The organism is Aeromonas sp. YN13HZO-058, from assembly GCF_001921245.1.
GTDB classification, from domain to species: Bacteria; Pseudomonadota; Gammaproteobacteria; order Enterobacterales; family Aeromonadaceae; genus Aeromonas; species Aeromonas allosaccharophila.
Window position 1 is genome coordinate 52,509 of record NZ_MQSY01000016.1, and the last position, 23,425, is coordinate 75,933.

General features: G+C 60.1%; 22 protein-coding genes. 16 read left to right on the top strand and 6 right to left on the bottom strand.

What is annotated here, in order from left to right:
* Positions 1–299 precede the first annotated feature (299 nt).
* The 10 genes from BSP75_RS02515 to mltB all read left to right on the top strand — a co-directional run bounded on the left by BSP75_RS02515 (position 300) and on the right by mltB (position 10,178).
* Entirely contained in the window at positions 300–677 is a 378-nt protein-coding gene (locus BSP75_RS02515; RefSeq protein ID WP_042057467.1) for a hypothetical protein, read from the top strand.
* A 130-nt stretch (positions 678–807) separates the two neighbouring features.
* A complete protein-coding gene (locus tag BSP75_RS02520; RefSeq protein WP_005334269.1) occupies positions 808–1,086 on the top strand; it encodes a peptidylprolyl isomerase in 279 nt (92 codons plus the stop codon).
* Positions 1,087–1,275: 189 nt separating this feature from the next.
* Positions 1,276–1,950, top strand: a complete 675-nt coding sequence (locus BSP75_RS02525; RefSeq protein ID WP_075112104.1) for a DUF1499 domain-containing protein — start codon at positions 1,276–1,278, stop codon at positions 1,948–1,950.
* Between the two features lie 25 nt (positions 1,951–1,975).
* Positions 1,976–2,557 (top strand): carboxymuconolactone decarboxylase family protein, encoded by a 582-nt coding sequence (locus BSP75_RS02530; protein ID WP_075112105.1) that lies wholly within the window; start codon positions 1,976–1,978, stop codon positions 2,555–2,557.
* Positions 2,557–4,710 carry a bifunctional TVP38/TMEM64 family protein/FAD-dependent oxidoreductase gene (locus BSP75_RS02535; protein WP_075112106.1) on the top strand — a complete coding sequence of 718 codons (2,154 nt, stop codon included), beginning with the start codon at positions 2,557–2,559 and terminating at the stop codon, positions 4,708–4,710. The genes BSP75_RS02530 and BSP75_RS02535 overlap by 1 nt, the downstream gene beginning before the upstream one ends.
* Positions 4,711–4,727: 17 nt before the next feature.
* A complete protein-coding gene (locus BSP75_RS02540; RefSeq protein WP_253186602.1) occupies positions 4,728–5,951 on the top strand; it encodes an ABC transporter substrate-binding protein in 1,224 nt (407 codons plus the stop codon).
* 74 nt (positions 5,952–6,025) lie between these two features.
* Positions 6,026–7,660, top strand: a complete 1,635-nt coding sequence (locus BSP75_RS02545; protein WP_075112123.1) for an ABC transporter permease — start codon at positions 6,026–6,028, stop codon at positions 7,658–7,660.
* 23 nt (positions 7,661–7,683) lie between these two features.
* Positions 7,684–8,334 carry an ATP-binding cassette domain-containing protein gene (locus BSP75_RS02550; RefSeq protein ID WP_075112107.1) on the top strand — a complete coding sequence of 217 codons (651 nt, stop codon included), beginning with the start codon at positions 7,684–7,686 and terminating at the stop codon, positions 8,332–8,334.
* A gap of 14 nt (positions 8,335–8,348) precedes the next feature.
* A complete protein-coding gene (locus BSP75_RS02555; RefSeq protein ID WP_075112108.1) occupies positions 8,349–8,963 on the top strand; it encodes a CDP-alcohol phosphatidyltransferase family protein in 615 nt (204 codons plus the stop codon).
* Between the two features lie 132 nt (positions 8,964–9,095).
* Positions 9,096–10,178 (top strand): lytic murein transglycosylase B, encoded by a 1,083-nt coding sequence (gene mltB / locus BSP75_RS02560; protein ID WP_042657152.1) that lies wholly within the window; start codon positions 9,096–9,098, stop codon positions 10,176–10,178.
* Between the two features lie 102 nt (positions 10,179–10,280).
* Here the strand turns inward: mltB and pgm are convergent, their stop codons facing one another.
* Both pgm and seqA read right to left on the bottom strand, forming a co-directional pair.
* On the bottom strand, positions 10,281–11,930 hold the full coding sequence (gene pgm, locus BSP75_RS02565) for a phosphoglucomutase (alpha-D-glucose-1,6-bisphosphate-dependent) (RefSeq protein ID WP_075112109.1): 1,650 nt from the start codon (positions 11,928–11,930) through the stop codon (positions 10,281–10,283).
* Between the two features lie 58 nt (positions 11,931–11,988).
* Entirely contained in the window at positions 11,989–12,498 is a 510-nt protein-coding gene (seqA, locus tag BSP75_RS02570) for a replication initiation negative regulator SeqA (RefSeq protein ID WP_075112110.1), read from the bottom strand.
* 274 nt (positions 12,499–12,772) lie between these two features.
* On the opposite strand from seqA, the gene BSP75_RS02575 reads away from it, so the two are divergent.
* From BSP75_RS02575 to fldA, 4 genes are read left to right on the top strand one after another with little or no spacing between them, the layout of a single operon-like run.
* Positions 12,773–13,555 carry an alpha/beta fold hydrolase gene (locus BSP75_RS02575; protein WP_083617017.1) on the top strand — a complete coding sequence of 261 codons (783 nt, stop codon included), beginning with the start codon at positions 12,773–12,775 and terminating at the stop codon, positions 13,553–13,555.
* A 55-nt stretch (positions 13,556–13,610) separates the two neighbouring features.
* Positions 13,611–13,832 carry a DUF2788 domain-containing protein gene (locus BSP75_RS02580; RefSeq protein ID WP_033138903.1) on the top strand — a complete coding sequence of 74 codons (222 nt, stop codon included), beginning with the start codon at positions 13,611–13,613 and terminating at the stop codon, positions 13,830–13,832.
* A 20-nt stretch (positions 13,833–13,852) separates the two neighbouring features.
* Entirely contained in the window at positions 13,853–14,149 is a 297-nt protein-coding gene (ybfE, locus tag BSP75_RS02585) for a LexA regulated protein (RefSeq protein ID WP_005334297.1), read from the top strand.
* Between the two features lie 39 nt (positions 14,150–14,188).
* Entirely contained in the window at positions 14,189–14,713 is a 525-nt protein-coding gene (gene fldA / locus BSP75_RS02590) for a flavodoxin FldA (RefSeq protein WP_005334298.1), read from the top strand.
* 90 nt (positions 14,714–14,803) lie between these two features.
* Here the strand turns inward: fldA and BSP75_RS02595 are convergent, their stop codons facing one another.
* Positions 14,804–15,277, bottom strand: a complete 474-nt coding sequence (locus BSP75_RS02595; protein WP_042057486.1) for a DUF4442 domain-containing protein — start codon at positions 15,275–15,277, stop codon at positions 14,804–14,806.
* A gap of 242 nt (positions 15,278–15,519) precedes the next feature.
* Here BSP75_RS02595 and fur point away from each other — a divergent pair, with 242 nt between their 5' ends.
* A complete protein-coding gene (gene fur, locus BSP75_RS02600) occupies positions 15,520–15,948 on the top strand; it encodes a ferric iron uptake transcriptional regulator (protein ID WP_005334301.1) in 429 nt (142 codons plus the stop codon).
* Between the two features lie 117 nt (positions 15,949–16,065).
* Here fur and glnS read toward each other — a convergent pair whose 3' ends face one another.
* From glnS to nagE, 3 genes are all read right to left on the bottom strand, one after another.
* Positions 16,066–17,727 carry a glutamine--tRNA ligase gene (glnS, locus tag BSP75_RS02605; RefSeq protein ID WP_075112111.1) on the bottom strand — a complete coding sequence of 554 codons (1,662 nt, stop codon included), beginning with the start codon at positions 17,725–17,727 and terminating at the stop codon, positions 16,066–16,068.
* 353 nt (positions 17,728–18,080) lie between these two features.
* Positions 18,081–20,744, bottom strand: a complete 2,664-nt coding sequence (locus BSP75_RS02610; RefSeq protein ID WP_075112112.1) for a beta-N-acetylhexosaminidase — start codon at positions 20,742–20,744, stop codon at positions 18,081–18,083.
* 120 nt (positions 20,745–20,864) lie between these two features.
* Positions 20,865–22,343 (bottom strand): N-acetylglucosamine-specific PTS transporter subunit IIBC, encoded by a 1,479-nt coding sequence (nagE, locus tag BSP75_RS02615; protein WP_058053683.1) that lies wholly within the window; start codon positions 22,341–22,343, stop codon positions 20,865–20,867.
* A 273-nt stretch (positions 22,344–22,616) separates the two neighbouring features.
* On the opposite strand from nagE, the gene nagB reads away from it, so the two are divergent.
* Positions 22,617–23,417 (top strand): glucosamine-6-phosphate deaminase, encoded by an 801-nt coding sequence (gene nagB / locus BSP75_RS02620; RefSeq protein ID WP_042057494.1) that lies wholly within the window; start codon positions 22,617–22,619, stop codon positions 23,415–23,417.
* The last annotated feature ends 8 nt before the right edge of the window (positions 23,418–23,425 follow it).

A 23,425-nucleotide genomic window follows, 5' to 3' on the forward strand; every position in this document is an offset into this window, starting at 1 on the left:
TTTGGTGACAATTACGACGCTCCGCTTTCCCGATGGGGGCGAACTGACCCGCCCTGAACATGGCTCACCCCGTCATCAGGCACCATTTGTCACCTCTCCCCCTCCCCTTACAACCAACCATCCACCACGACAGGGTTTGTCGGCATCACACTACCCTCACCGTTTAACAGGCCCGGCACGCGCCAAAGCCCGCCGTACGGGGTGATTAAGAATTGCTCGCTCAGCGCAATCGAATTATCCCGCTGCCTTTGCAAGCGCCCCTCCCTCACACTTGAACCATCAACTGAAGGAGACACATCATGCATGCACGTAGCGAACAGATGGCTGACTATATTGCCGATCGTCTCGAGTTCATCACCTTTCTCGCCTGTTGCAGCGCCCTGCTGGCCCTACTGACCGGCATGAGTGGCCAACAGGCGCTGGCCTTTACCGCCCTGAACCTGCCGTTTGGCCTCGGTATTCTGCTGGCGATGGCAATGCTGGCCCCGCTGCCCGCCCACTGGCGACTGCCGGGGATCACCTTGCTGCTGGCAGGTTGCGCCCTGATGACCCTGCAACTGGGGGGCGAGTGGCTCAATCCGCTGGCCATCTGGAGCCTCTACGCCCTGCTCGGGCTGGAGATCATCTGGCAAGCTCGCCCCCGCGCCGTGCTGGCCACCCGCGCTCGCCAACAATAGGGCTGACCAGCGCCGGTAAACGGCGGGCTGTGAGGGCTGACGCCGGTGGCAAATTGGGGTACTCTTGCGCCCCCATTTGCCACCACACTTGGCATTAACAACCTTCGCCATCACTCCCAGGAGCGCCCCGATGAAAAAAGCCTGTGCCCAGCACATTCTGGTCAAGACCGAAAAACAGTGTCTGGAGATCAAGGAGAAGATCGAGAAGGGAGCCGACTTCGGCCAGATGGCCAAACGCTTCTCCACCTGCGCCTCTGCAAAACGCAGCGGCGATCTGGGGGAGTTCAACAAAGGGGATATGGTCAAGCCCTTTGACGATGCCGTCTTCAAGGGCGAACTGCTCAAGGTGCTGGGACCGGTGCGCACCAAGTTCGGCTTCCATCTGATCAAAGTGCTCTATCGCAATTAAAGCGAGCAGCCCCATCGCAACTGACCATTTTCTCGGTGAAGCGCCCATCAGGCGGGCTTCACCGCCCCCTGCATCCCACTCGAAAAATTGGCTAAAACAACGCCAAACTCGCATCAATTTACTAACGTTATCAGGCAATTAAGTTTATCCTTCTCGGCATTATCCACATTCGACGATGGATCCCGTGCTATGCCCCGCTCTTGCTTGTGGCCCCTGCTGGCCTGGTTACTCCCGCTCGCTGGCGCCCTCGGCAGCCGCTTTCATCTCTGGCCCTGGTGGATCGGTTTTGCGATCTGTCTCATCGGAGCCCTTGTCTCCCTTATCTTGCTGGTGCGCCTGCCCTGGAGCCGTAACCGCTACGCCAGCGGCCTCGGCGCCTTGCCGCTACTGCTGCCCCTGACATTTGTGGCACAGGCGCTGCGGATGCCGCTGATCAATGATGTGAGCACCGATCCCTACAATCCCCCCCTGTTGCGCTGGGCGGCAGAGCTCAGAACGGCGCAGGATCTGCCAATAAATAGCGCCCCGCTGAAAGCAGTTGAGACAAAACCCGGTCCTCTCTTTACCAGGGTCTCTCCTGCCGAAGTGGTGATTGAAGCCAGCGAGCTGATGCAGGAGCTGGGCTGGCAGATACGACCAAGCCCCGATGGTCTGGATGCAGTGGTCACCACCGGCTGGTTCGGCTTTCAGGATGATGTGGCGCTGCGGGTCTTTGCCGGCCCCAAAGAGACTCGCATCGATATGCGATCGGCCTCCCGTCAGGGGCAGAGCGACTTGGGTACCAACCGGGCGCGGATCGAGGATTTCCTGATCCGCCTGAACGAGCGCCTCGGCCAGGCCTACAAACCCAATTTGAAACCGTAAGTGTGAAACAACAAGAAGGTAACTGATGCGCGTTGAGGTCAAACCCGACCGGGAATATGCCTGGTTTATCCGCCCCTTTTTCTGGCTGCAAAAGCGCAACTATGGTCAGGTACTTATTCCGGGCAAGTGCTGGGGCCGCTCGCCGCGCCTGTTTGCCGCCGTCGCCACCCTCTACGGCGTCATCAACCGTAAGCGCTCCCCCATCGATCCCGTGTTGCGTTCTCTGGTGACGGTGCGGGTCTCCCAGCTCAACTGGTGCCGCTTCTGTGTCGACATCAACGCCATGACCCTGATCAAGCGAGCGGGCTCCAGCGAGAAGGTGGAGGCGCTGGCCAACTGGCGCGAAAGCCCCTTGTTTGACGAGCGGGAGAAAGCGGTGCTCGACTACACCGAAGCGATGACCGGGCTGGATGGGGTGAGCGATGAACAGGCGGCCCGCCTCAAGCTCTGGTTCGATGACGATGCCATGGTGGAGCTGACCGGTCTTATCGCCTTCCAGAACATGTCGGCCAAGTTCAACGCCGCCCTCGATATCGCGCCGCAGGGCTTCTGCCAGCTGCCGGTGCAACCGGAACGCCCTGCCCAGCCAGACAGCAAGGACGCCTGATGAACCGGACCCGCCTGCTACTTGCGCTGGTGATGGGGGGCCTTATCGGCACCTTCTTTGCCCTCGATCTCGGTCGTTACCTCAGTCTGGACGCCTTGCAGGCCCAGCAGGCGGCACTGGCGCAATGGGTCGACAGCCATTTTGTCTCGGCCAGCCTGCTGTTCGTGCTTATCTATGTGCTGAGCACCGCCCTCTCCCTGCCCGGCGCCAGCCTGCTCACCCTGGGGGGCAGCGCTGTGTTCGGCGTCGCCTGGGGGCTGCTGCTGGTCTCCTTTGCCAGCTCCATCGGCGCGACGTTGGCCTTTCTCAGTGCCCGCTTTCTGCTGCGCGACTGGGTCATAGCCCGCTTTGGTGACAAGCTGACCACCTTTCAGTCCGGCATGGCGAAGGAGGGGGCTTTCTATCTGTTAAGCCTGCGCCTCATCCCCGTCTTCCCCTTCTTTCTGGTCAATCTGCTGATGGGGCTCACCCCCATCAGAGTCAGCACCTACTACTGGGTGAGTCAGCTTGGCATGCTGCCCGGCACCTTCGTCTATGTGCTGGCGGGCAGCGAGCTTGGCCAGTTAACCAGCACCGGCAATATCCTCTCCCCCGGTCTGATGGTGGCGCTGACCCTGCTGGGGCTGATGCCCTGGCTGGTCAAGAAAGTGACCGCCAAGATCGCACAGCGGCGTCTGCTCGCCCCCTACCGCAAACCCGCTCGCTATGACTACAACCTGCTGGTGATAGGTGCCGGTGCCGGTGGGCTGGTCACCAGCTATATCGCAGCGGCAGTGAAGGCCAAGGTGGCGCTCATCGAGAAACACAAGATGGGGGGCGATTGCCTCAACAGCGGCTGTGTCCCCTCCAAGGCATTGATCCGAAGCGCCCGCTTTGCCGCCGAGCAGCGCAAGGCCGACGAGCTGGGCTTTAGCCAAAGCCACTCCCGCGCCGATTTTGCCGCCGTGATGGAGCGGGTGGCTGAAGTGATCAAGGAGGTCGAGCCCCACGACTCCATCGAACGCTATCAGGGGCTTGGGGTCGAGTGCATCGAAGGAGAGGCGCGGCTGGTCTCCCCCTGGGAGGTCGAAGTCAATGGCCAGCGCCTTGCCAGCCGCCATATCGTTATCGCCACCGGCGCCCGGCCGTTGGTGCCCAAGCTGCCGGGGCTGGATCAGGTGCCTTACCTCACCTCGGATAGCCTCTGGCAACTGCGCACCCCGCCGCGCCGCCTGCTGGTGCTGGGCGGCGGCCCCATCGGCTGCGAGCTGGCCCAGAGCTTCGCCCTGCTCGGCATTCCCGTTACGTTGGTGGAACTCTCGGAGCAACTGCTGCCCCGAGAAGATAGGGAAGTGGCCGACGCGCTGGCCGGGCAGATGAGCCGCGATGGCGTGCGGCTACTCACCGGCTGGCGCGCCGAGCGAGCCGACTATCTGCCCGCGGCCGGGGGGGATCTCCCCATCCGGCTGCAACTGCGCCGGGGCGAAGAAATACAGGTGGTGGAAGGGGATCAACTGCTGCTGGCACTGGGTCGGGTCGCCAACGTCAGCGGCTTCGGGCTCGAGGAGTTGGGGGTCGAGCTGGCCCCCCGCGGCACCATAGCGGTCGATGGCTTTCTTGCCACCAACTTCCCCAGCATACTGGCGGTGGGAGACGTAGCGGGCCCTTACCAGTTCACCCACTTCGCCGCCCATCAGGCCTGGTATGCGGCGGTCAATGCCCTGTTTGGTCAGTTCAAGCGCTTTCGGGCCGACTATCGGGTCATTCCGGCGGCCACCTACACCACGCCGGAGATTGCCCGGGTTGGCCTCAATCGCAAGGAGGCCGAAGCGCAGGGGATTGCCTTCGAGGCGACCCGCTTCGAGCTGGCCGAGCTGGATCGCGCCATTGCCGATGGGGAGCGCCACGGTTTTGTCGAGGTGCTGACCGTGCCGGGCAAGGATACTATCCTTGGCGCCACCATAGTGGGCACTCACGCCGGTGAGCGGATTGCCGAGTTCGTGCTCGCCATGCGTCACCACCTCGGCCTTGGCAAGATCCTCGGCACCATTCATGCCTATCCCACCCTGATGGAGGGGAACAAATATGTGGCAGGTGAATGGAAACGGGTCCACCAGCCCACCCGGGTGCTGGCGTTGCTGGCCCGTTATCACCGCTGGCGCCGTGGCGCCTGACAATCAGGGAAACTTTTATGCTCAAGCCATTCTCACTGCTCGGCTCACACCTCAACTCGCACCGCAACTCTTGGCTCAAACAGCGGCTTAACGCCCTGCTGTGCGCTCTGCCACTGCTGGCCAGCGGCTCGCTGTTGGCGGCCAATCCAGACGGCGGCTGGCACCAGACCCTTGAGGAGGCGAAGGGACAGACCGTCTACTTCAACGCCTGGGGCGGCAGCCCGGAGATCAACGCCTATCTGGTATGGGCCGGGCAGGAGCTGGCGCGCGACTATCAGGTCAAGCTGGTGCAGGTGAAGGTGGATGACATCGCCCAGAGCGTCAGCCAGTTGCTGGCCAACAAGCAGGCGGGCAAGCAAGCCGGCGGCCCCATCGATCTGCTCTGGGTCAACGGCGAAAACTTCAAGGCGCTCAAGGAGCAGGGGCTGCTTGGCGCCCCCTTTACCGCCGAGCTGCCCAACATGGCGCTGGTAGACAACAGCCTGCCGGTGAGTGAGGACTTCACCCTGCCAGTGGAAGGGCTGGAAGCCCCCTGGGGCATCGGCCAGCTCAACCTGATGGTCGATACCGAAGAGGTCACCAGAGCGCCCACCTCGGCAGCAGCCCTGCTGGCGTGGGCCAAGGCCCATCCCGGCCGCTTTACCTATCCCAAGCCGCCCCAGTTCCATGGCTCCAGCTTTCTCAAGCAGATCCTGCTGGAGTTGACGCCAGACCCCGCCCCCCTCTATCGGGAGGCAACCGAGAGCGACTTTGCCAAGCTCACCACCCCGCTCTGGGCCTGGCTCGATGAACTGCATCCGGCACTCTGGCGCAAGGGCAAACTGTTCCCCACCAGCGCCGCCGAAACCCGCCAACTGCTCGATGATGGCGAACTGGCCATGGCCATCAGCTTCAACCCACAGGAGGCGCAAAGCGCCGCCCAGATTGGTGCCCTCCCCCCCAGCGTCGAGGCGGTCGCCATGGCAAAGGGGTCGCTCACCAACAGCCACTTTCTCGCCATCCCCTTCAACGCCAACGCCCGTGCGGGGGCCAAGGTGGTGGCCAACTTACTGCTGAGCCCGGCAGCGCAGGCGCGCAAGGCCAATCCGGCGTTCTGGGGTGATCCCAGCGTGCTACGGGCCGATGCGCTGCCTGAACCCGCCAAAGGGCAACCGGCACTGCGCTTCAAAGCGGTGGCCGAGCCTCACCCCAGCTGGCAGCTCAAACTGGAAGCGGCTTGGGCCGAGCGTTACGGCCACTGATGAGTGCCGCCGGTCACCCGCTTGCCCGCTCCCGACCATGGCGCCGGTTGCTGATCCGCCACCGCGGGATGGGTATGGGCGTCGTTTATCTGGCGATCTTCGTCATCCCTCTGCTAGCGGGGCTGTGGCAACTGCTGGCGGAGGGAATGACCGCCTCTCATCTTGCCTTGCTGCTGGCCCAGCCAGGCCTCTGGCACTCCACTGCGCTGAGCCTGTGGATTGGCGCCGCCTCGACCCTCGGCAGCCTGCTGTTGACCGCCCTGCTGCTGGCCCACAGCAACAGCCGGGCTTTCGGGCTGCTCCGTCGCCTGCTCTCGCCCATGCTGGCCATGCCCCACGTCGCCTTTGCCATCGGCTTTGCCTTTCTGCTCGCCCCCTCCGGCTGGCTGCTGCGGCTCATCTCGCCAGCTCTGACCGGGTTTGAACTGCCCCCCGACTGGCAAACCATTCGCGACCCTTGGGGGCTCGGGCTGATTGCACTGCTCGTTTTCAAGGAGACCCCTTTTCTGCTGCTGATGGCGATGGCCGCACAACAGCCCATCCAGCTGGCACGCCAGCAGTGGCTGGGGGCGAGCCTCGGTTTCAGCGCCCCCCAGATCTGGTGGCGCCTGCTGCTGCCGGCTCTCTGGCCAGCCCTGCGCCTGCCCATCTATGCGGTGGCGGCCTACGGAGTGGCGGTAGTGGATCTCGCCCAGCTGCTCGGGCCCGACGCCCCCGCCCCGCTGGCAGTACGGTTGTGGCTATGGTATCAGGACCCGGATCTGCTCTGGCGCGGTGCCACCGCCAGCGGTGCCCTGCTGCTGCTCGCCATCACGGCGCTGCTGATCGCCCTGCTCAGATTACTGGAGTGGCTTCATAACGAGGTGGGCAAAGGCTGCTGGCTCGATGGCAAACGGGCGACGCCCCACTCCTTTGCCAACCGGCTCGCAGCAGGCTTTGCCTTCACCCTGATCACCCTCAATCTGGCGGTGCTGGCGGCCCTGCTGCTCTGGTCGCTGGCGCGCCGCTGGCCCTTTCCCGCCCTCTGGCCCAGCCAGTGGAGCAGCCACTACTGGCTGGATCTGCTGCCAACCCTGCTGCCGCTGCTGGCAACCAGCGCGCTGTTGGCACTGGCGAGCGGCTTGCTGGCGCTGGTGATGGTGGTGCTGAGTCTGGAGGCACAAGCCGGGCGCCGCCCCTGGCCGCTCTGGCTTATCTGCTTGCCGCTGCTGCTGCCACAGGCCAGCCTGCTGTTTGGTATCCGGCTCGGGCTGGACTGGCTTGCACACGGCTCGATAAGCAGCGTCATTGGCTGGGGCTGGGTGCTCTGGAGCCAGCTGCTGTTTGTCTTTCCCTATGTCTATTTGTGCATGCACGGCCCCTATCGTCAGTTCGATCCGCGGATCACCCAAAGCGCCCTGCTGCTGGGGGCCACGCCATGGCGAGCCTGGTGGCAGGTCAAAGCACCGCTACTGGCGCGCCCGCTGCTGTTTGCCTTCGGCGTCGGGGCGGCGGTGAGTCTCGCCCAGTATCTGCCGACCCTGCTCTTTGGCGCAGGCAGAGTGGTCACCATCACCACCGAAGCGGTGGCCATCGGCAGCGGCCTCAACCGGCGGCTGGCGGGGCTCTACGGCCTGCTGCAACTGCTGCTGCCGCTCGTTATCTATCTGCTGGCACTCTGGCTACCGGCGCGGATCAATCCGGCGCTCAAGGGGGGCGGCTCACGATGAACTCTCATGATGGAAATAGCCATATGCTGAGCACCACGCCTCTTCGACTTTACCTTGATGAGAATCTGCTGCTTTCGCTGCCCGCCCTGCAGGTGGCACCCGGCGAGGTGTTGACCCTGATGGGGCCCAGCGGCTGTGGCAAAAGCTCCCTGCTGGCAGGGCTGGCTGGGGTACTGCCGGGCGCGCTGACAGGAAATGGTCCGATCCGGCTGGAGGGGGAGGTAAGGCTCGGCGAGCGGTTCCTCAACACTTTGCCTGCGCAAGCGCGGCGCATCGGCATGCTGTTTCAGGATGACTTGCTGTTTGACCATCTGACGGTGGCGGAGAACCTGATGTTCGGCATGCCGGCGACCATCAAGGGAAAACGCGCACGACGGGAAAAGGCACTGGCCGCATTGGCACAGGTCGCGCTGGCGGATCAGGCTGACAAGCTGCCGCAGCTGCTGTCGGGGGGTCAGCGGGCGCGGGTCAGCCTGCTGCGAGCGTTGTTGGCCGAACCCGATGCCCTGCTGCTGGACGAGCCCTTCTCCCGCCTCGACAAGCCGCTGCGCGCCGCCTTTCGCGAGCTGGTATTCGCGCAGATCAAGGCGCTGGCCATCCCCGCCATCCTGGTGACCCACGACGAAGAGGATGCGCCGGGCACCATACTCAATCTCACCGAATCCTGTTTTTAACCGAGGAGTGCACCTTGTTTGACCGCCACCTGATCCCCGTGATCCGCAGCCCTCTCACCCAGCTTGCCAAACCGCTCTGCCGCGCCGGGGTCAGTGCCAATCAGGTGAGCCTCACCGGCTTTGCCATCGGCATGCTGGCGCTGCCGCTGCTGGCCTTTGGCTGCTATCAATGGGCGCTTGCGGCGATCCTGCTCAACCGCTTGCTGGACGGGCTCGATGGCTCCGTAGCGCGGGAAACCGGCATCACCGACTGCGGCGGCTTTCTCGACATCACGCTCGACTTTATTTTTTACGCCGCCGTGGTGCTGGGCTTTGCCCTCGCCGCCCCCGCCAATGCGCTGCCCGCCGCCACCCTGCTGTTTGCCTTTATGGGCACAGGGTCGAGCTTTCTGGCCTTTGCCATCATGGCGGGCAAGCGGGGGATCGACAATCCGGTCTATCACCACAAGTCCCTCTACTATCTGGGCGGCCTCACCGAGGGGAGCGAGACCATCGCCCTCTTTGTGCTGATGTGTCTGTGGCCCGCCGCCTTCGCCCCGCTCGCCTACGGATTTGCTCTGCTCTGCGCCATCACCACCCTGACCCGGCTCTGGAGCGGTTACCACACCCTGCGTCACCCCCAGCGCTAAACAGCGCAGCCCTCACCGGAGGGCTAATCCATCGCACGATGAATTGGCGGTCAGCAAGGCGCACGGAACACTTGCACGGGGATGACAATGTTTTACCATGACGACACTTTTGTCAGTCTCTTTGAGAACCCTATGCGTCGCCTTGCCTCTCTTCTCACTCTGTCGTTATTCCCCCTGCTCGGTGGCTGCAGCAGCGCCCCGGCCCCCAAGCCCGTGGTCAAGCCTCAACCCAACAGTGCCTTTATCAATCAGGCTCCATCGAGCAAACCCGTTTACACACAAGGGGTTAGCAAGGGGGATTTCGCCAATCGCCCCAACGTGGACCGGTTCGTCCAGAAGATGGTCGAGAAGCACGGTTTTGACAGCGCCCAGTTGCATCAGGTGCTGGCTCAGGCAGAGCGTTACGACTGGATCATCCGCCTGATGGATGCCCAGGCGCCGACCACCGCCAAGCCCACCGGCCCGACCGGTGCCTGGAACCGCTATCGCGCCAAGTTCATCACCCCCGACAACGTGCAAAACGGCGTCAACTTCTGGCGTGAATACGCAAGCGAGCTGAACCGGGCGGAGCAGATCTACGGGGTACCGCCGGAGATCATCGTCGGCATTATCGGGGTCGAGACCCGCTGGGGCCGGGTGATGGGCAAGACCCGCATTCTGGATGCGCTGGCTACCTTGGCATTTGACTACCCGCGCCGTGCCGAGTTCTTCACCAGCGAATTGGAAGCCTTCCTGGTAATGACCCGCGACGAGGGGATGGATCCTGCAGAGCCCAAGGGCTCCTACGCCGGCGCCATGGGCTATGGCCAGTTTATGCCCTCCAGCTTCCAGCGCTATGCGGTGGATTTTGACGGCAACGGCCACACCAATTTGTGGGATCCGGTGGATGCCATCGGCAGCGTCGCCAACTACTTCAAGGCCCACGGCTGGGAGAAAGGCCAACCGGTGGCGGTACGCGGTCAGGGCCAGCTGCCCGGCTATGAGCACGGCTTCCAGACCCGCTACCCGGTCGCCACCCTGCGCCGCGCAGGGCTCACCCCCACCAGCAGTCTGGGCAATCACAGCGAGTCGAGCCTGCTGCGACTCGATGTGGGCACCGGCTACCAATACTGGTACGGCCTGCCCAACTTCTACACCATCACCCGCTACAACCACAGCACCCACTACGCCATGGCGGTGTGGCAGCTGGGTCTGGCGGTGAAGGCGGCGCGCTAACAACTCGCTGGCATAAAACAGACAATGAAAAAGGAGCCATTGTGGCTCCTTTTTTATATCCAACGTTCAACCCCATCAGGGGCTCAAGGATGACTACCTGATTTAGACGCCTGCCTTGGCCAATGCCGCGGAGACGATCTGCTGGGCCTCTTGCTGGATCAGATCCAGGTGTGCTTCGCCCTTGAAGCTCTCCATGTAGATCTTGTAGATGGACTCGGTGCCGGAGGGGCGCGCCGCGAACCAGCCGTTCTCGGTGACGACCTTGAGGCCGCCGATGGCGGCATCGTTGCCCGGCGCCTTGGTCAGCTTGGCGATAATGGGCTCACCGGCCAGGGTAGAGGCTTCGACCAGTGCCGGATCCAGCTTGGAGAGCACCGCTTTCTGGGCGCTGTTGGCCGGTGCGTCGATGCGGCGATAGCTGGAGCGACCGAACTTGGCTTCCAGCGCGTCGTAGTGGGCCTGGGGATCCTTGCCGGTCACGGCCAGGATCTCGGCGGCCAGCAGCGCCAGAATGAAACCATCCTTGTCGGTGGTCCAGACGGTGCCATCTTTGCGCAGGAAGGAGGCGCCCGCGCTCTCCTCGCCGCCAAAGCCGAACTCACCGCTGTAGAGGCCATCCACGAACCACTTGAAGCCGACCGGCACCTCTTTCAGGGTGCGGCCAATCTCGCCGGCAACCCGGTCGATCATCGAAGAGGAGACCAGCGTTTTGCCGACGGCCGCATCGGCAGACCAGCCGGTGCGATGGGTAAACAGATACTGGATTGCCACCGCCAGATAGTGGTTCGGGTTCATCAGGCCGGACTTGGTAACGATGCCGTGACGGTCATAGTCAGGGTCATTGCCAAGGGCGATGTCGAACTTGTCTTTGAGGGCAATCAGGCTCGCCATGGCGAACGGGCTGGAGCAGTCCATCCGGATCTTGCCGTCTTTATCCAGGGTCATGAAGGAGAAGGTCGGGTCGACCTTGTAGTTCACCACCTCGATATTCAGGCTATAGGTCTTGGCGATAACGTCCCAATAGGCGACGCCGGAGCCACCCAGCGGATCGACACCGATCTTGATGCCAGCGTTCTTGATGGCATCCATGTCCAGCACGTTCTTCAGATCATCCACGTAAGGGGTGACATAGTCGTGCTCGACCACGAACGGGCTCTTGAGCGCTTCGGCGAACGGCATCCGTTTCACGCCAGCCAGACCCGCTTCCAGAATGGCGTTGGCACGGTCCTCCACCCACTTGGTGATCTCTCCTTCGGCGGGGCCACCGTGAGGCGGGTTGTACTTGAAGCCACCATCTTCCGGCGGGTTGTGGGACGGGGTGATCACCACGCCGTCAGCGCGCGCAGCCGGTTTGCCTGCATTGTGGCGCAGGATGGCGTGAGAGATGACCGGGGTCGGGGTAAAGCCCATACCGGCTTGAATGCGAGTTTCAACGCCGTTGGCCGCCAGCACTTCGACTGCGCTGGCAAAGGCAGATTCGGACAGGGCGTGGGTATCCATGCCGACAAACAGCGGGCCAGTAATACCGGCCTGCTGGCGATACTCCACCAGCGCCTGGGTCACCGCCAGAATATGGGATTCGGTAAAGGCGTTGTGCAAGGCACTGCCACGGTGGCCGGAGGTACCAAAGGCAACCCGCTGCTCGGGGCGGCTCATGTCCGGCTTGTTGAGGTAGTAGGCACTGACCAGACGGGGGATGTTGGTCAGGTCGCTTAAACGGGCCGGCTGACCGGCGTGGGAATGCTGAGCCATGGCGTTTTCCTTGCGTAATGGCGGCCTTGGCGGGCAAGGCCTGAGTCTTGATAAACCGTTAAATGGCGCCACACACCTGCGCGATCACCTCTTCGTCATAGCCCATGCTGGCCATCAGCTGGGCCACCATATTCTGCTTGCGGCTGGTGTTGGTGTTGGTGATCACCCAGAACGGGGTGTCCGGTACCGGCTTGGGCTTGGTGGTGCTACCACTGGCACGCAGAGCCTCGGGATCCCGCGAGAAATAGACGCGCTTGCGCCCCTTGATTTCGGTGGCTTGGGTAAACCCGACCGGGTCATCCCGGTAGAGGGTACTCAGCACCTGCATGAAGCGGTTGATGGACTTCTCTTCTTTTTGCAGCTCACCGGAATCGAGCAGGGCTTGCAGCCCTTGCCGGGTGGCTACCGCACTGGGCTGCACCACGGCAACGGGCTCGGCAACCGGCACACGTTGGTGAGCAGGCTGTTCCAGCAGACGGCGCAGGATATCGGAGGCACTCTCACCAATGTGCCGGGTCTGGCTGGCGATATAGAAGTAGAGATCGTCATCAAGCTCGATGGTTTTCATAGGGATGCGCTGGACTCGTCGAAATTCGGATGCGGCGATTATACATAGGCAAACCCGACAGCCCAAGCAAGGGGCTGGCAGATGTACATGAATCTCATCGAGAATACGGCATAATAGCGGGCCAAGTGTGTGATCAGCCGCACTGATAGCCGATCCGGACGGGATTTTTTAGAAAAAAAACCACATTTATTTCCCATCCGTTGGACGAAATCCTTTTCTTTCCAGTGCGTTAAATAAAACAGCGATACGCACTCACGACCGACAAGGTGTCATTTTGCAACAAAACAGCATATTGAACTTCAGGGAGCAGGGTCTGGGCCCGACAGTCATTCTGATCCACGGCCTGTTTGGCAGCCTCGATAACCTGGGTCTGCTGGCCCGTGCCCTCTGCGAACAGTACCGGGTCATCAGCGTTGATCTGCGCAACCACGGCGCCTCCTTTCATGGCAGCGAGATGAGCTATCCGGCGCAAGCGGCCGATATCCTGACCCTGATGGATCGGCTGAATATTGCCGACGCTACCCTGATTGGCCACTCGATGGGGGGCAAAGTCGCGATGCAGGTCGCCAAGCTGGCGCCTGCACGTGTCAGCCGTCTAGTCGTCGCCGATATGGCGCCGGTCGCCTATCCCCACTCCCGCCACCAGAATGTGTTTGCCGGACTCAACGCCACCCTGCACACGCCGCCGCAAAGCCGCAGCGAAGCGGAAGCCATGTTGGCCGAACATATCGAGATCGCCGGGGTACGCCAGTTCCTGCTCAAATCCTTCGCCAGAGGCGAGCATGGCTGGGGTTGGCGCTTCAATGTGCCCGCGCTTGAGCAAAACTACGCCAACATCATGGGCTGGCCAGAGGATGATCGCCGCTTCGAGGGGCCGGTGCTCTTTATCAAGGGGGGGGATTCTGACTATATGCAACCGCAATACAGCGAGGCGGCACTGGCCCAATTCCCGGCGGCAAAGGTGCGTGTCATCGCCGGCACCGGCCACTGGCTGCATGCGGAAAAACCGGCTCTGTTCAACAAATTGGTTGTGGATTTCCTGTCGACAGGCGGTTAACAGTTTCAAATCCTTTGTGATATAGTGCGCCCGTCATAAGGAGTGTGCGCAATCCATGCTAAGTGAACATATCGACCTGATCGAAAGTTTGGGCCTGAAATTATTTTTTCTGGCGATTTTCATCTTGATTGGTCTTGCCATTCATGACGTGCTCAAACGCGGCAATGTGCCCCGTTTCGGCCGTTTTATCGTCTGGTTGGTACTGTTTCTGGGTTGTGCGGGTTTTGTCGCCAAGGGGCTGATCGAACTGGGCTGGGAAGGCTCAGGACTCGGCTAACTTATTTTCATCTGTGATGTATGGCCAAACAGCAAACTGATCGAACAACACTGGATCTGTTCGCAAATGAGAAGCGCCCCGGCAGGCCAAAGACCAATCCACTCCCCCGCGAGACCCAACTCAAGATCAACAAGCGTAACCAGCTTAAGCGCGATCGGGAAAATGGGCTGAAGCGGGTAGAGTTAAAGGTGGAGGCCGAGTTGCTGGAGCGCCTGAACCAACTTGCGTTACAACAGAACATCAGCCGAGCCGAGCTGATCCAATCTATTCTGAAACAACAGATTGAGTCCGCCTTTGCGGTGGACATTGCAGTCTGAGCGTTGAGCATTAACACCAAATACGGGTAACTAAACACTATGGCAAGTGTAGGTCTGTTTTTTGGCAGCGATACCGGTAACACCGAAGCTGTCGCCAAGATGATCCAGAAAGAGCTGGGCAAAAACCTGATTGAAGTCCGCGACATCGCCAAGAGCAGCAAGGCCGACATCGAGAGCTTTGACCTGCTGATGTTCGGCATCCCGACTTGGTACTATGGCGAAGCCCAGGCCGACTGGGACGACTTCTTCCCTGATCTGGGCGAAATCGACTTCACCAACAAGCTGGTCGCCATCTTCGGTTGCGGTGATCAGGAAGACTACTCCGAGTACTTCCTCGACGCCATGGGCACCCTGCGTGACATCGTCGAAGCCAAAGGCGCCATCATCATCGGTCACTGGCCAACTGCCGGCTACGAGTTTGAAGCCTCCAAGGCGCTGGTCGATGACAAGCACTTTGTCGGTCTGGGTATCGATGAAGATCGCCAGCCGGAGCTGACTGCCGAGCGCGTCAAGGGCTGGTGCAAGCAGCTGCACGAAGAGATGTGCCTGGGCGAGCTGGAGTAATCCGCTTCCCCTCATCTCTCTGACAACAAGGGCCCCGACGGGGCCCTTGTTGTATCTGCAAGTGGCGATGCTTGCCTTTATTCGCCCCTGTTATTCACCCCTGTGCTCCGGTTTGGCTCGCACATAGAGGGTGCGCTTGACCTGTGCCACCAGTTCGCCGCTCTTGTCCTGTACCGTGACCTCGAATTCGGGGAAGTGCTTGTTGCCCCCCTCGGTCGCCGCCACGATATCGGCCAGCTTGCCCTCGGTCAGGTTGAACTCGGCCACCAGCTTGCCCTTGCCCGGCTTGATGTAGTTGATGCTGCCCGCCTTGTCCCAGACGTAATAGCGATTCTTGAAGTAGCCCATCAGCATCAGCGGATAGATGGGATCCGTCATGGCAAACATGCTGCCGCCAAACTGGGTGCGGTTGGCATTCTTGTTCCACCAGCGGGATTTCAGGGTGACCCGACAGTAGCGAAAGTCATCGCTCAGGGTCTCTATCTTGATACCGGCGCCCCAGAAGGGGGGCCAGGCGTTGAGTGCGCGGCGCACCCAGGCCGCATTGTCAAAAAGCCAATCCATGGATCTCATCCGACCAGAAATATGAAAGTTACATCTTATCAACATCTGCCATACCGGCAAGTCGGACGATACGATTGATTATTTCAATCCAATCGGCCATTTAGGACTAAACCCCTTGAATTACTGGGTTTATTTTTAGGGAGGCTACGACCTATAATGACAAGCCAAGCGAGTTCAAGGTTGCCATTCCTGCGGCAGTCCATCAGAATAACCCCACCTTCGAGAATGCGAATAAGTAGAATATGGCAGACAACAACCAAGCGTTAAAAAAGGCCGGGCTCAAGATCACCCTGCCCCGGGTCAAAATCCTGGAAATCCTGCAACAGCCGGATTGCCAGCACACCAGCGCCGAAGATCTCTATAAACGACTGATCGACCTGGGTGAAGAGATTGGTCTCGCTACCGTCTATCGCGTTCTCAACCAGTTTGATGATGCCGGTATCGTTACCCGTCACCACTTCGAAGGTGGCAAGTCGGTATTCGAGCTGGCGACTCAGGAGCACCACGACCACCTGGTTTGCCTCGACTGCGGCAAGGTGATCGAGTTCTCCGACGAGGTGATCGAACAGCGCCAGCGCGAGATCGCCAAGAAATTCAATATCCGTCTCACCAACCACAGCCTCTACCTCTACGGTCACTGTGCTACCGGTGAGTGCAAGCACGACGAATAAGTCGGCCGCTACTTGCAGATAACGGACAATAAAAAAGCCAGCTGATGCTGGCTTTTTTATTGTCCGGCGCAAGCCGTCTGGCATCACACAGGGCAGGGTCTCCCCTGCCCCATCGGCTTAGCCTTCTACCTTGCCCCAGGAGTCGCGCAGGGCAACGGTGCGGTTGAACACCAGATGCTCCGGGCTGGAGAGCTTGTTGTCGGCGCAGAAGTAGCCTTCACGCTCGAACTGGTAAGCCTGCTCCGGCTGGGCGCTCTTCAGGGAAGCCTCGACACGGGCACCCTCGATGATCACCAGTGAATCCGGGTTCAGCGCGGCTTCAAAGTCATCCTCGGCGCCCGGGTTCGGTACCTTGAACAGACGGTCGTAGAGACGCACTTCAGCCGGCAGGGAGTGAGTGGCGCTGACCCAGTGGATCACCCCTTTCACCTTGCGGCCATCGGCCGGATCCTTGCCCAGGGTCTCGGGATCGTAAGAGCAGTAGATGCAGGTGACCTTGCCATCGGCATCTTTCTCGATGCGCTCGGCCTTGATCACATAGGCATTGCGCAGACGCACTTCCTTGCCCAGCACCAGACGCTTGAACTGCTTGTTCGCCTCTTCTTTGAAGTCCGCTTCGTCGATGAAGATCTCGCGGGTGAAGTTCAACTCGCGGGTCCCCATCTCGGCATTGCTCGGGTGGGCCGGGGCAGTCAGCACCTCGTCGGCAGCCAGGTTCTCGATGACCACTTTCACCGGATGCAGCACGGCCATGGCGCGCGGAGCATGTTCGTTGAGGTCTTCGCGGATGCAGGCTTCCAGCATGCTCATCTCGACGATGTTGTCCTGCTTGGTCACGCCGATGCGCTTGCAGAACTCGCGGATGGAGGCCGGAGTGTAGCCGCGACGACGCAGACCGGAGACGGTCAGCATGCGCGGGTCATCCCAACCATCGACGTGCTTCTCGGTCACCAGCAGGTTCAGCTTGCGCTTGGACATGACGGTGTACTCGAGGTTCAGACGAGAGAACTCGTACTGACGGGGGTGGCAATCGATGGTGATGTTGTCCAGCACCCAGTCGTACAGACGACGGTTGTCCTGGAACTCCAGGGTACAGATGGAGTGGGTGATCCCTTCCAGCGCGTCCGAGATGCAGTGGGTGAAGTCATACATCGGGTAGATGCACCACTTGTCACCGGTCTGGTGGTGGTGGGCAAATTTGATGCGGTAGATCACCGGATCGCGCATCACCATGAAGGGGGATGCCATGTCGATCTTGGCGCGCAGACAAGCGGTGCCTTCGGCAAACTCGCCGTTCTTCATCTTGGCAAACAGCGCCAGGTTCTCTTCCACGCTGCGATCGCGGAACGGGCTGTTCTTGCCAGCTTCAGTCAGGGTGCCACGGTACTCGCGCATCTGCTCGGGCGTCAGCTCGTCCACATAGGCCAGACCCTTTTCAATCAGCTCGATGGCGTAGCCGTGCAGCTTGTCGAAATAGTCGGAGGAGTAGCAGATCTCGCCGCTCCACTGGAAGCCGAGCCACTGTACGTCCTGCTTGATGGACTCTACGTACTCGATATCTTCCTTCACCGGGTTGGTGTCATCGAAACGCAGGTTGCACTGGCCCTGATAGTCACGAGCGATGCCGAAGTTCAGGCAGATGGACTTGGCGTGGCCGATATGGAGATAACCGTTCGGCTCGGGCGGAAAACGGGTATGCACGCTGCTGTGCTTACCGCTGGCCAGATCTTCATCAATGATCTGACGAATAAAGTTAGTTGGGCTGTTCGCCTGACTCATGGCTCACCTCAAAAAAGCGTCACTGGCGGAAGTTGTGCCGGCTGGCACCCTCATCCCCCCGCCGTCAAGCCGGGTATGATCCCTCATTACGGGCGCTGCCTCAACCTGAATTTGGCACTTCCGGGCCATTTCCCGGCCATTGCGCCACTAAAAACGGGCGGGGTTGGCACATTGCGCAGCAAATGCATAAAAAAGCCCCGCACAAGGCGGGGCTAAAAGTGATGAAAAACAAAACAGACAATTACACACAACAAAGGCTCACACGCACAGTCAACCTTTCCCAAACCCGATGCGCCATCGCCCTTGGGAAAGGCGGGTCTTGCGACCCACCTTGCATTAACGGTTGACTGCTATCAGTTCAGTTCGGTGACGCGGCTGGTGCGCTTGCCATCGAAGCTGGTGGTACGCAGGTAGACCTTGCCATTCACGCTCGGCTTGGCCGCGGCGTCATAGGCACTCCAGTTGGTGCCGTCCAGGCTGTACTGGATGGGCAGACCCGGCAGATCCACGTTTGCTTCCAGCACACCGTTCACCACTTTGGCACCCGGTACGGAGAGGCGGTATTCAACACCGGCCTGATCCAGTTTCGGCAGCACGCGCTGACCCAGTACGTTGGCAAACTGGTTCCACTCTTTGTTGAGGGTGGCCTTGTTGACATGCTTGGTCTCGCCGGAGAACTCGCGGTTCTTCACGTAATCCAGCTCGAAGCCACCTTTGTGCCAGGCACGCTCGGCCACGGAGAAGATACGCGGGTAGACCATGTACTCGTACTGAGCATCGGTCCGCACGGTTTCACTCCACTGCTGACCGGAGATCCCCTTGAACTTGACCGGATCCTGGTCACCCTTGGCCACGAAGGCGTTGCCGTCGCGGTCAACCGAGGTTTCGGCGTTCTGCGGCAGGTTTTCCGGGGCGAAAGCGAACACCTTGCGCGTGTCGTTGAAACGGGTTGCCCAGTAGTAGCCACGCTCAGCCGGATGTACTTCGTTCGGGAAGTCGAAGTAGAGGTAATCCGGGTTGGACAGCACCACTTCGTAACCCTTGTGCGCCCACTTCATCGCTTCGTTGAAGCCACCCCAATAGAGGGTTTCCCAGAAGTTGACACGGGTGTTGTCGGTGGCGAAGTCTTTGGCACCGTTGGCGTACTTCAGGCCATCTTCCCACGCCTGCAGGGTAGAGAAGCCACGGTCTTTGACCATCTGGCCCACTTCCTTGGCGAAGTAAACCGGCAGCTCGCCCACTTCCTTGATCTTGCCATCGTCGATCATCTTCTGGCACATCGGGGACTTGCCAAACGGCTTGTCCTGCTTGCTGGAGTCGACGTTGCCTTTCCAGGCGACCAGCTCTTCTTTCTTGGTGACGGCCGGATCCTGATAGCCACCGCCCTGCATGATGTTCTTCGCTTCATCACCACCGTAGTGCCATGCGGTCAGCGGCTGACCGGCGGCCTGGTGCATCTGGGCAACTTCATCCATCACCTTGGCCACGAAGGTGGCAGCACCCGGCTGGCAAGGGTTGATGAAGGACATCTTGTCGTAGAACTGGACCGAGGTGACGTTGGAGGTATCCGCCGGGTCAGTCAGACGGAACTGGTTGGCTTCCGCTTCTTTGCCTTCCGCCATCAGACGCTTGTAGCGCGCTTCCATGGAGACCACGGCAGCACGGGCGTGGGCCGGCATGTTGATCTCTGGCACCACGGTCACACCGCGCGCCTTGGCATAACGCACCAGATCCACGTAGTCAGACTTGCTGTAGAAACCGGAACCCTGGTTGTCGCTGGTCGGGCCGGAACCCAGTTGCGGCATCAGGCACTTGGTTTCGGACTCGTCGTGGCAACGCTGGCTACCGACCTGGGTCAATTCTGGCAGACCCGGGATCTCCAGACGCCAGCCTTCATCGTTGGTCAGGCCAAGGTGCAGCACGTTGAGCTTCATGGCAGACATCTGGTCAACCAGCGTCTTCATGGTATCCAGGCTGCGGAAATGACGGGCCACGTCGGTCTGCATGCCACGGTATTCAAAGCGCGGCGCATCCTCGACGGTCATCGGGCTCACCAGCTTGTCATCAACACCCAGCAGGGAGATCAGGGATTGTGCACCCCAGAATGCCCCGTCGATGTCGCGACCCTGGATCACGGTGCCCTTCTGACCGATGGTCATGTCATAGCCTTCAGCCTGCTTGAGCTTGCTGCCGAGCTTGATGGTCACTGGGTAGCCGGTGTCGGAGAGGGTAACACCCAGCTTGGTCAGTTGAGCCTTCAGGGCCTCGGCGCGATCGCTCGGCAAGTCCAGGGCATTGAGTTTGATGGTGGAGAAGTCAACCTGCGGGCCGGCCTTGACCACTTGCTTGAGTGGGGTCGGCAGGATCTGGTTGTCAATCTTGCCAGCAGGCAGCAGCGCGCTGGTCTGGTTGGCCGCGAAACGGGTTTCGCTGTTCATCAGGATGTTCTTGTCATCCTTGGTGCGCTTCCAGCCATCAGCCGGCATCGGCTTCTCGTAGGTGCTGGCATCATTGATGTTGCTCATGCTGGCCAGCACTTTCGGCTCGGCACCTTCGCTGGCGACATACCAGTTCGGCATGATATCAGATTCGAACAGCACCCAGTATTCCACCACCAGCGGCACTTCGACCGTGGCATCCTTGGCAAAGCCCTGGAACTTCTCGGTTGGCGTCAAACGATAAAGATCGCCGGTCAGGTGGGTGATGGTGAACTGGTCGTTATCCACACGCTGGATACGACGGATGGAGGAGACGTAGATGCTCCAGTCTTTGGAGGTCACGTCAGCACCGGTGTTGGTCAGGTGCAGCTTGGCAACGCCACAGCTCGCCCACTCGGAACCGAGCGCCTGGCAATCGAGGCCGGCACCGGCACCGTCGTTGGTGACCACTTCATACTTGACCACCAGGTTACTGGCGAGGGAGTCGACCACGGCCTGCTTGGCGGCATCGGCTGCCAGCGCGGGGCCGGCAAAAACGGTAGACATGGCAATGGCTAACAGAGAATGTTTCAAGTTCATAACTGCTGCTCTCATTTGAAGTAAAGGTTGGATTTTCTTGGCTTTTTTATATTGGGCCCCGGAGCGGGGCCCTTAGTTATGTCAACAATGGACTTAGACTTGAGGTGAGCGAGTGCTCGATTAACGCAGGGCTTTCATCTCACCGGCGATGATTTCGGCCAAGGGGCCCAGAATCACCTGCAGGTTCTGCTCACCGAGTTTGACCACACCGGCCGCACCCAGGGCTTTCAGCTTGCGCTCATCGACGACGCTGCGGTCTTTCAGAGTCAGACGCAGACGGGTGATGCAGGCATCGATGGAGACCAGGTTTTCTTGACCACCCAGCACTTCCAGGTATTGCTTGGCCAGCTCGGTACGGTTGGTAGATTGGGCGACAGCCGGAGCTGTGTCCTCATCTTCCTCACGACCCGGGGTTTTCAGGTTCAGCTTGGCAATCACTGCGCGGAACACCACGTAGTAGAGGCCGAAGAACACCAGACCCTGAGCAATCAGCATGTACCAGTTGGTCGCCAGCGGGTTACGGCTGGAGAGCACCATATCCACCAGGCCGGCACTGAAGCCGAAACCAGCCATCCAGTGCATGGAGGCAGCGATGAACACGGAGATACCGGTCAGTACGGCGTGGATGACATACAGTACCGGCGCCACGAACATGAAGGAGAACTCGAGCGGCTCGGTTACACCAGTGAAGAAGGAGGCAAAGGCAGCTGCGATCATGATGGAAGCAACTTTCTCTTTGTTCTCTTTCTTGGCGGAGTGGTAGATGGCCAGAGCGGCACCCGGCAGACCGAACATCATGATGGGGAAGAAGCCAGCCTGGTACATACCGACCACGCCTTTCACCTGATCCAGGCTCTTGCCAGCGGCCAGCGCGGCATCGATGGTAGCCTGACCACCCAGGAAGTTCGGGATGTCGTTGATACCGGCCACGTTGAACCAGAACACGGAGTTCAGGGCGTGGTGCAGACCAATCGGGATCAGCAGACGGTTGAAGAAGGCGTAGATACCGGCGCCAGTGGAACCCAGGCTCACGATGGATTCACCGAAGGAGACCAGACCACCGTAGATTGCCGGCCATACTGCCATCAGGATGAAGGAGACAACGATCATCACAACGGAGGTTACGATCGGTACCAAACGACGACCTGAGAAGAAGGAGAGTGCCTTGTGCAGCTCGACGCTGCTGAAGCGGTTGTACAGCTCAGCGGCGATAACACCACACAGGATACCGACGAACTGGTTGCTGATCTTGGCAAACGCGGCAGGAACCTGATCCACCGGGATGCTCTTGATCTGGGCCACAGCACCCGGGCTCAGCAGGGTGGTAACAACCAGGAAGCCGACCAGACCTGCCAGGGCAGCAGAACCGTCTTTATCCTTGGACATACCGTAAGCGACACCGACTGCGAACAGTACGGACATGTTATCGATAATGGCTGCACCCGCCTTAATCAGGAAGGCAGCCAGCGCGCTGTCACCACCCCAACCATTCGGGTCAATCCAGTAGCCAACCCCCATCAGGATCGCTGCGGCAGGCAATACCGCTACCGGCACCATCAGGGCACGGCCGATCTTTTGCAAATAACCGAGAATGTTCACGGTTCCTCTCCTTAGTTAATGTTTTTCTAGAAATTAAGTGCTTATCACGTTTGACGCATAAGCCATCAAGGCTTGATTGGCAGTCTAGGGCTTTTATTTCGCTGCGCAAATTAATAAACCGATAATCGTGATCTTTATCACCCAAACAAGATAAAGGTGGTGGATAGATGTGGCTTAGTTCGCAATCTTTATTTACGCTATAAAACAACTTGAATCCGTCTTAGCCAATTGCCACCGCCAACCCGGTCGCAACCCGAAACAGAGGTATCCATCATGCGCCTGATCCCGTTGAAATCTGCCAGCCAAGTAGGCCTCTGGTCTGCCCGTTACATCGTTGACCGCATCAACGCGTTCAAGCCGACGGCGGATCGCCCCTTCGTACTGGGTCTGCCGACCGGTGGTACTCCACTCAACACCTACAAGCGCCTGATCGAGTTGCACAAAGCCGGTGAAGTGAGCTTCCAGAACGTGGTCACCTTCAACATGGACGAGTACGTCGGCCTGCCGGAAGATCACCCGGAGAGCTACCACAGCTTCATGCACAACAACTTCTTCTGTCACATCGACATTCGCCCCGAGAACATCAACATCCTCAACGGCAATGCCGACGATCTGGTGGCCGAGTGCAAGCGCTACGAAGAGAAGATCAAGTCCTACGGCAAGATCCACCTGTTCATGGGTGGCGTGGGTAACGATGGTCACATCGCATTCAACGAGCCGGCCTCTTCCCTCTCCTCCCGCACCCGGGTCAAGACCCTGACCGAAGATACCCGCATCGCCAACTCCCGCTTCTTTGGCGGCGACATGGAGCAGGTGCCCAAGCTGGCCCTGACCGTGGGTGTCGGCACCCTGATGGATGCCGAAGAGATCATGATCCTGGTGACCGGTCACAGCAAGGCACTGGCCCTGCAGGCAGCAGTGGAAGGCAGCGTCAACCACATGTGGACCATCTCCACCCTGCAACTGCATCCGAAGGGAATGATGGTGTGCGACGAGCCCTCCACCATGGAGCTCAAGGTCAAGACCGTCCGCTACTTCCAGCAGCTGGAAGCCGCCAACATCGGCCGTCTGTAAGGAGTCGT

Excerpts from the sequence above, each read along its gene's own strand:
- BSP75_RS02515 (WP_042057467.1), top strand. The coding sequence starts at position 300 with ATGCATGCACGTAGCGAACAGATGGCTGACTATATTGCCGATCGTCTC.
- BSP75_RS02520 (WP_005334269.1), top strand. The coding sequence starts at position 808 with ATGAAAAAAGCCTGTGCCCAGCACATTCTGGTCAAGACCGAAAAACAG.
- BSP75_RS02525 (WP_075112104.1), top strand. The coding sequence starts at position 1,276 with ATGCCCCGCTCTTGCTTGTGGCCCCTGCTGGCCTGGTTACTCCCGCTC.
- BSP75_RS02530 (WP_075112105.1), top strand. The coding sequence starts at position 1,976 with ATGCGCGTTGAGGTCAAACCCGACCGGGAATATGCCTGGTTTATCCGC.
- BSP75_RS02535 (WP_075112106.1), top strand. The coding sequence starts at position 2,557 with ATGAACCGGACCCGCCTGCTACTTGCGCTGGTGATGGGGGGCCTTATC.
- BSP75_RS02540 (WP_253186602.1), top strand. The coding sequence starts at position 4,728 with ATGCTCAAGCCATTCTCACTGCTCGGCTCACACCTCAACTCGCACCGC.
- BSP75_RS02545 (WP_075112123.1), top strand. The coding sequence starts at position 6,026 with ATGGGCGTCGTTTATCTGGCGATCTTCGTCATCCCTCTGCTAGCGGGG.
- BSP75_RS02550 (WP_075112107.1), top strand. The coding sequence starts at position 7,684 with ATGCTGAGCACCACGCCTCTTCGACTTTACCTTGATGAGAATCTGCTG.
- mltB (WP_042657152.1), top strand. The coding sequence starts at position 9,096 with ATGCGTCGCCTTGCCTCTCTTCTCACTCTGTCGTTATTCCCCCTGCTC.
- pgm (WP_075112109.1), bottom strand. The coding sequence starts at position 11,930 with ATGGCTCAGCATTCCCACGCCGGTCAGCCGGCCCGTTTAAGCGACCTG.
- seqA (WP_075112110.1), bottom strand. The coding sequence starts at position 12,498 with ATGAAAACCATCGAGCTTGATGACGATCTCTACTTCTATATCGCCAGC.
- BSP75_RS02580 (WP_033138903.1), top strand. The coding sequence starts at position 13,611 with ATGCTAAGTGAACATATCGACCTGATCGAAAGTTTGGGCCTGAAATTA.
- ybfE (WP_005334297.1), top strand. The coding sequence starts at position 13,853 with ATGGCCAAACAGCAAACTGATCGAACAACACTGGATCTGTTCGCAAAT.
- fldA (WP_005334298.1), top strand. The coding sequence starts at position 14,189 with ATGGCAAGTGTAGGTCTGTTTTTTGGCAGCGATACCGGTAACACCGAA.
- BSP75_RS02595 (WP_042057486.1), bottom strand. The coding sequence starts at position 15,277 with ATGGATTGGCTTTTTGACAATGCGGCCTGGGTGCGCCGCGCACTCAAC.
- fur (WP_005334301.1), top strand. The coding sequence starts at position 15,520 with ATGGCAGACAACAACCAAGCGTTAAAAAAGGCCGGGCTCAAGATCACC.
- glnS (WP_075112111.1), bottom strand. The coding sequence starts at position 17,727 with ATGAGTCAGGCGAACAGCCCAACTAACTTTATTCGTCAGATCATTGAT.
- BSP75_RS02610 (WP_075112112.1), bottom strand. The coding sequence starts at position 20,744 with ATGAACTTGAAACATTCTCTGTTAGCCATTGCCATGTCTACCGTTTTT.
- nagB (WP_042057494.1), top strand. The coding sequence starts at position 22,617 with ATGCGCCTGATCCCGTTGAAATCTGCCAGCCAAGTAGGCCTCTGGTCT.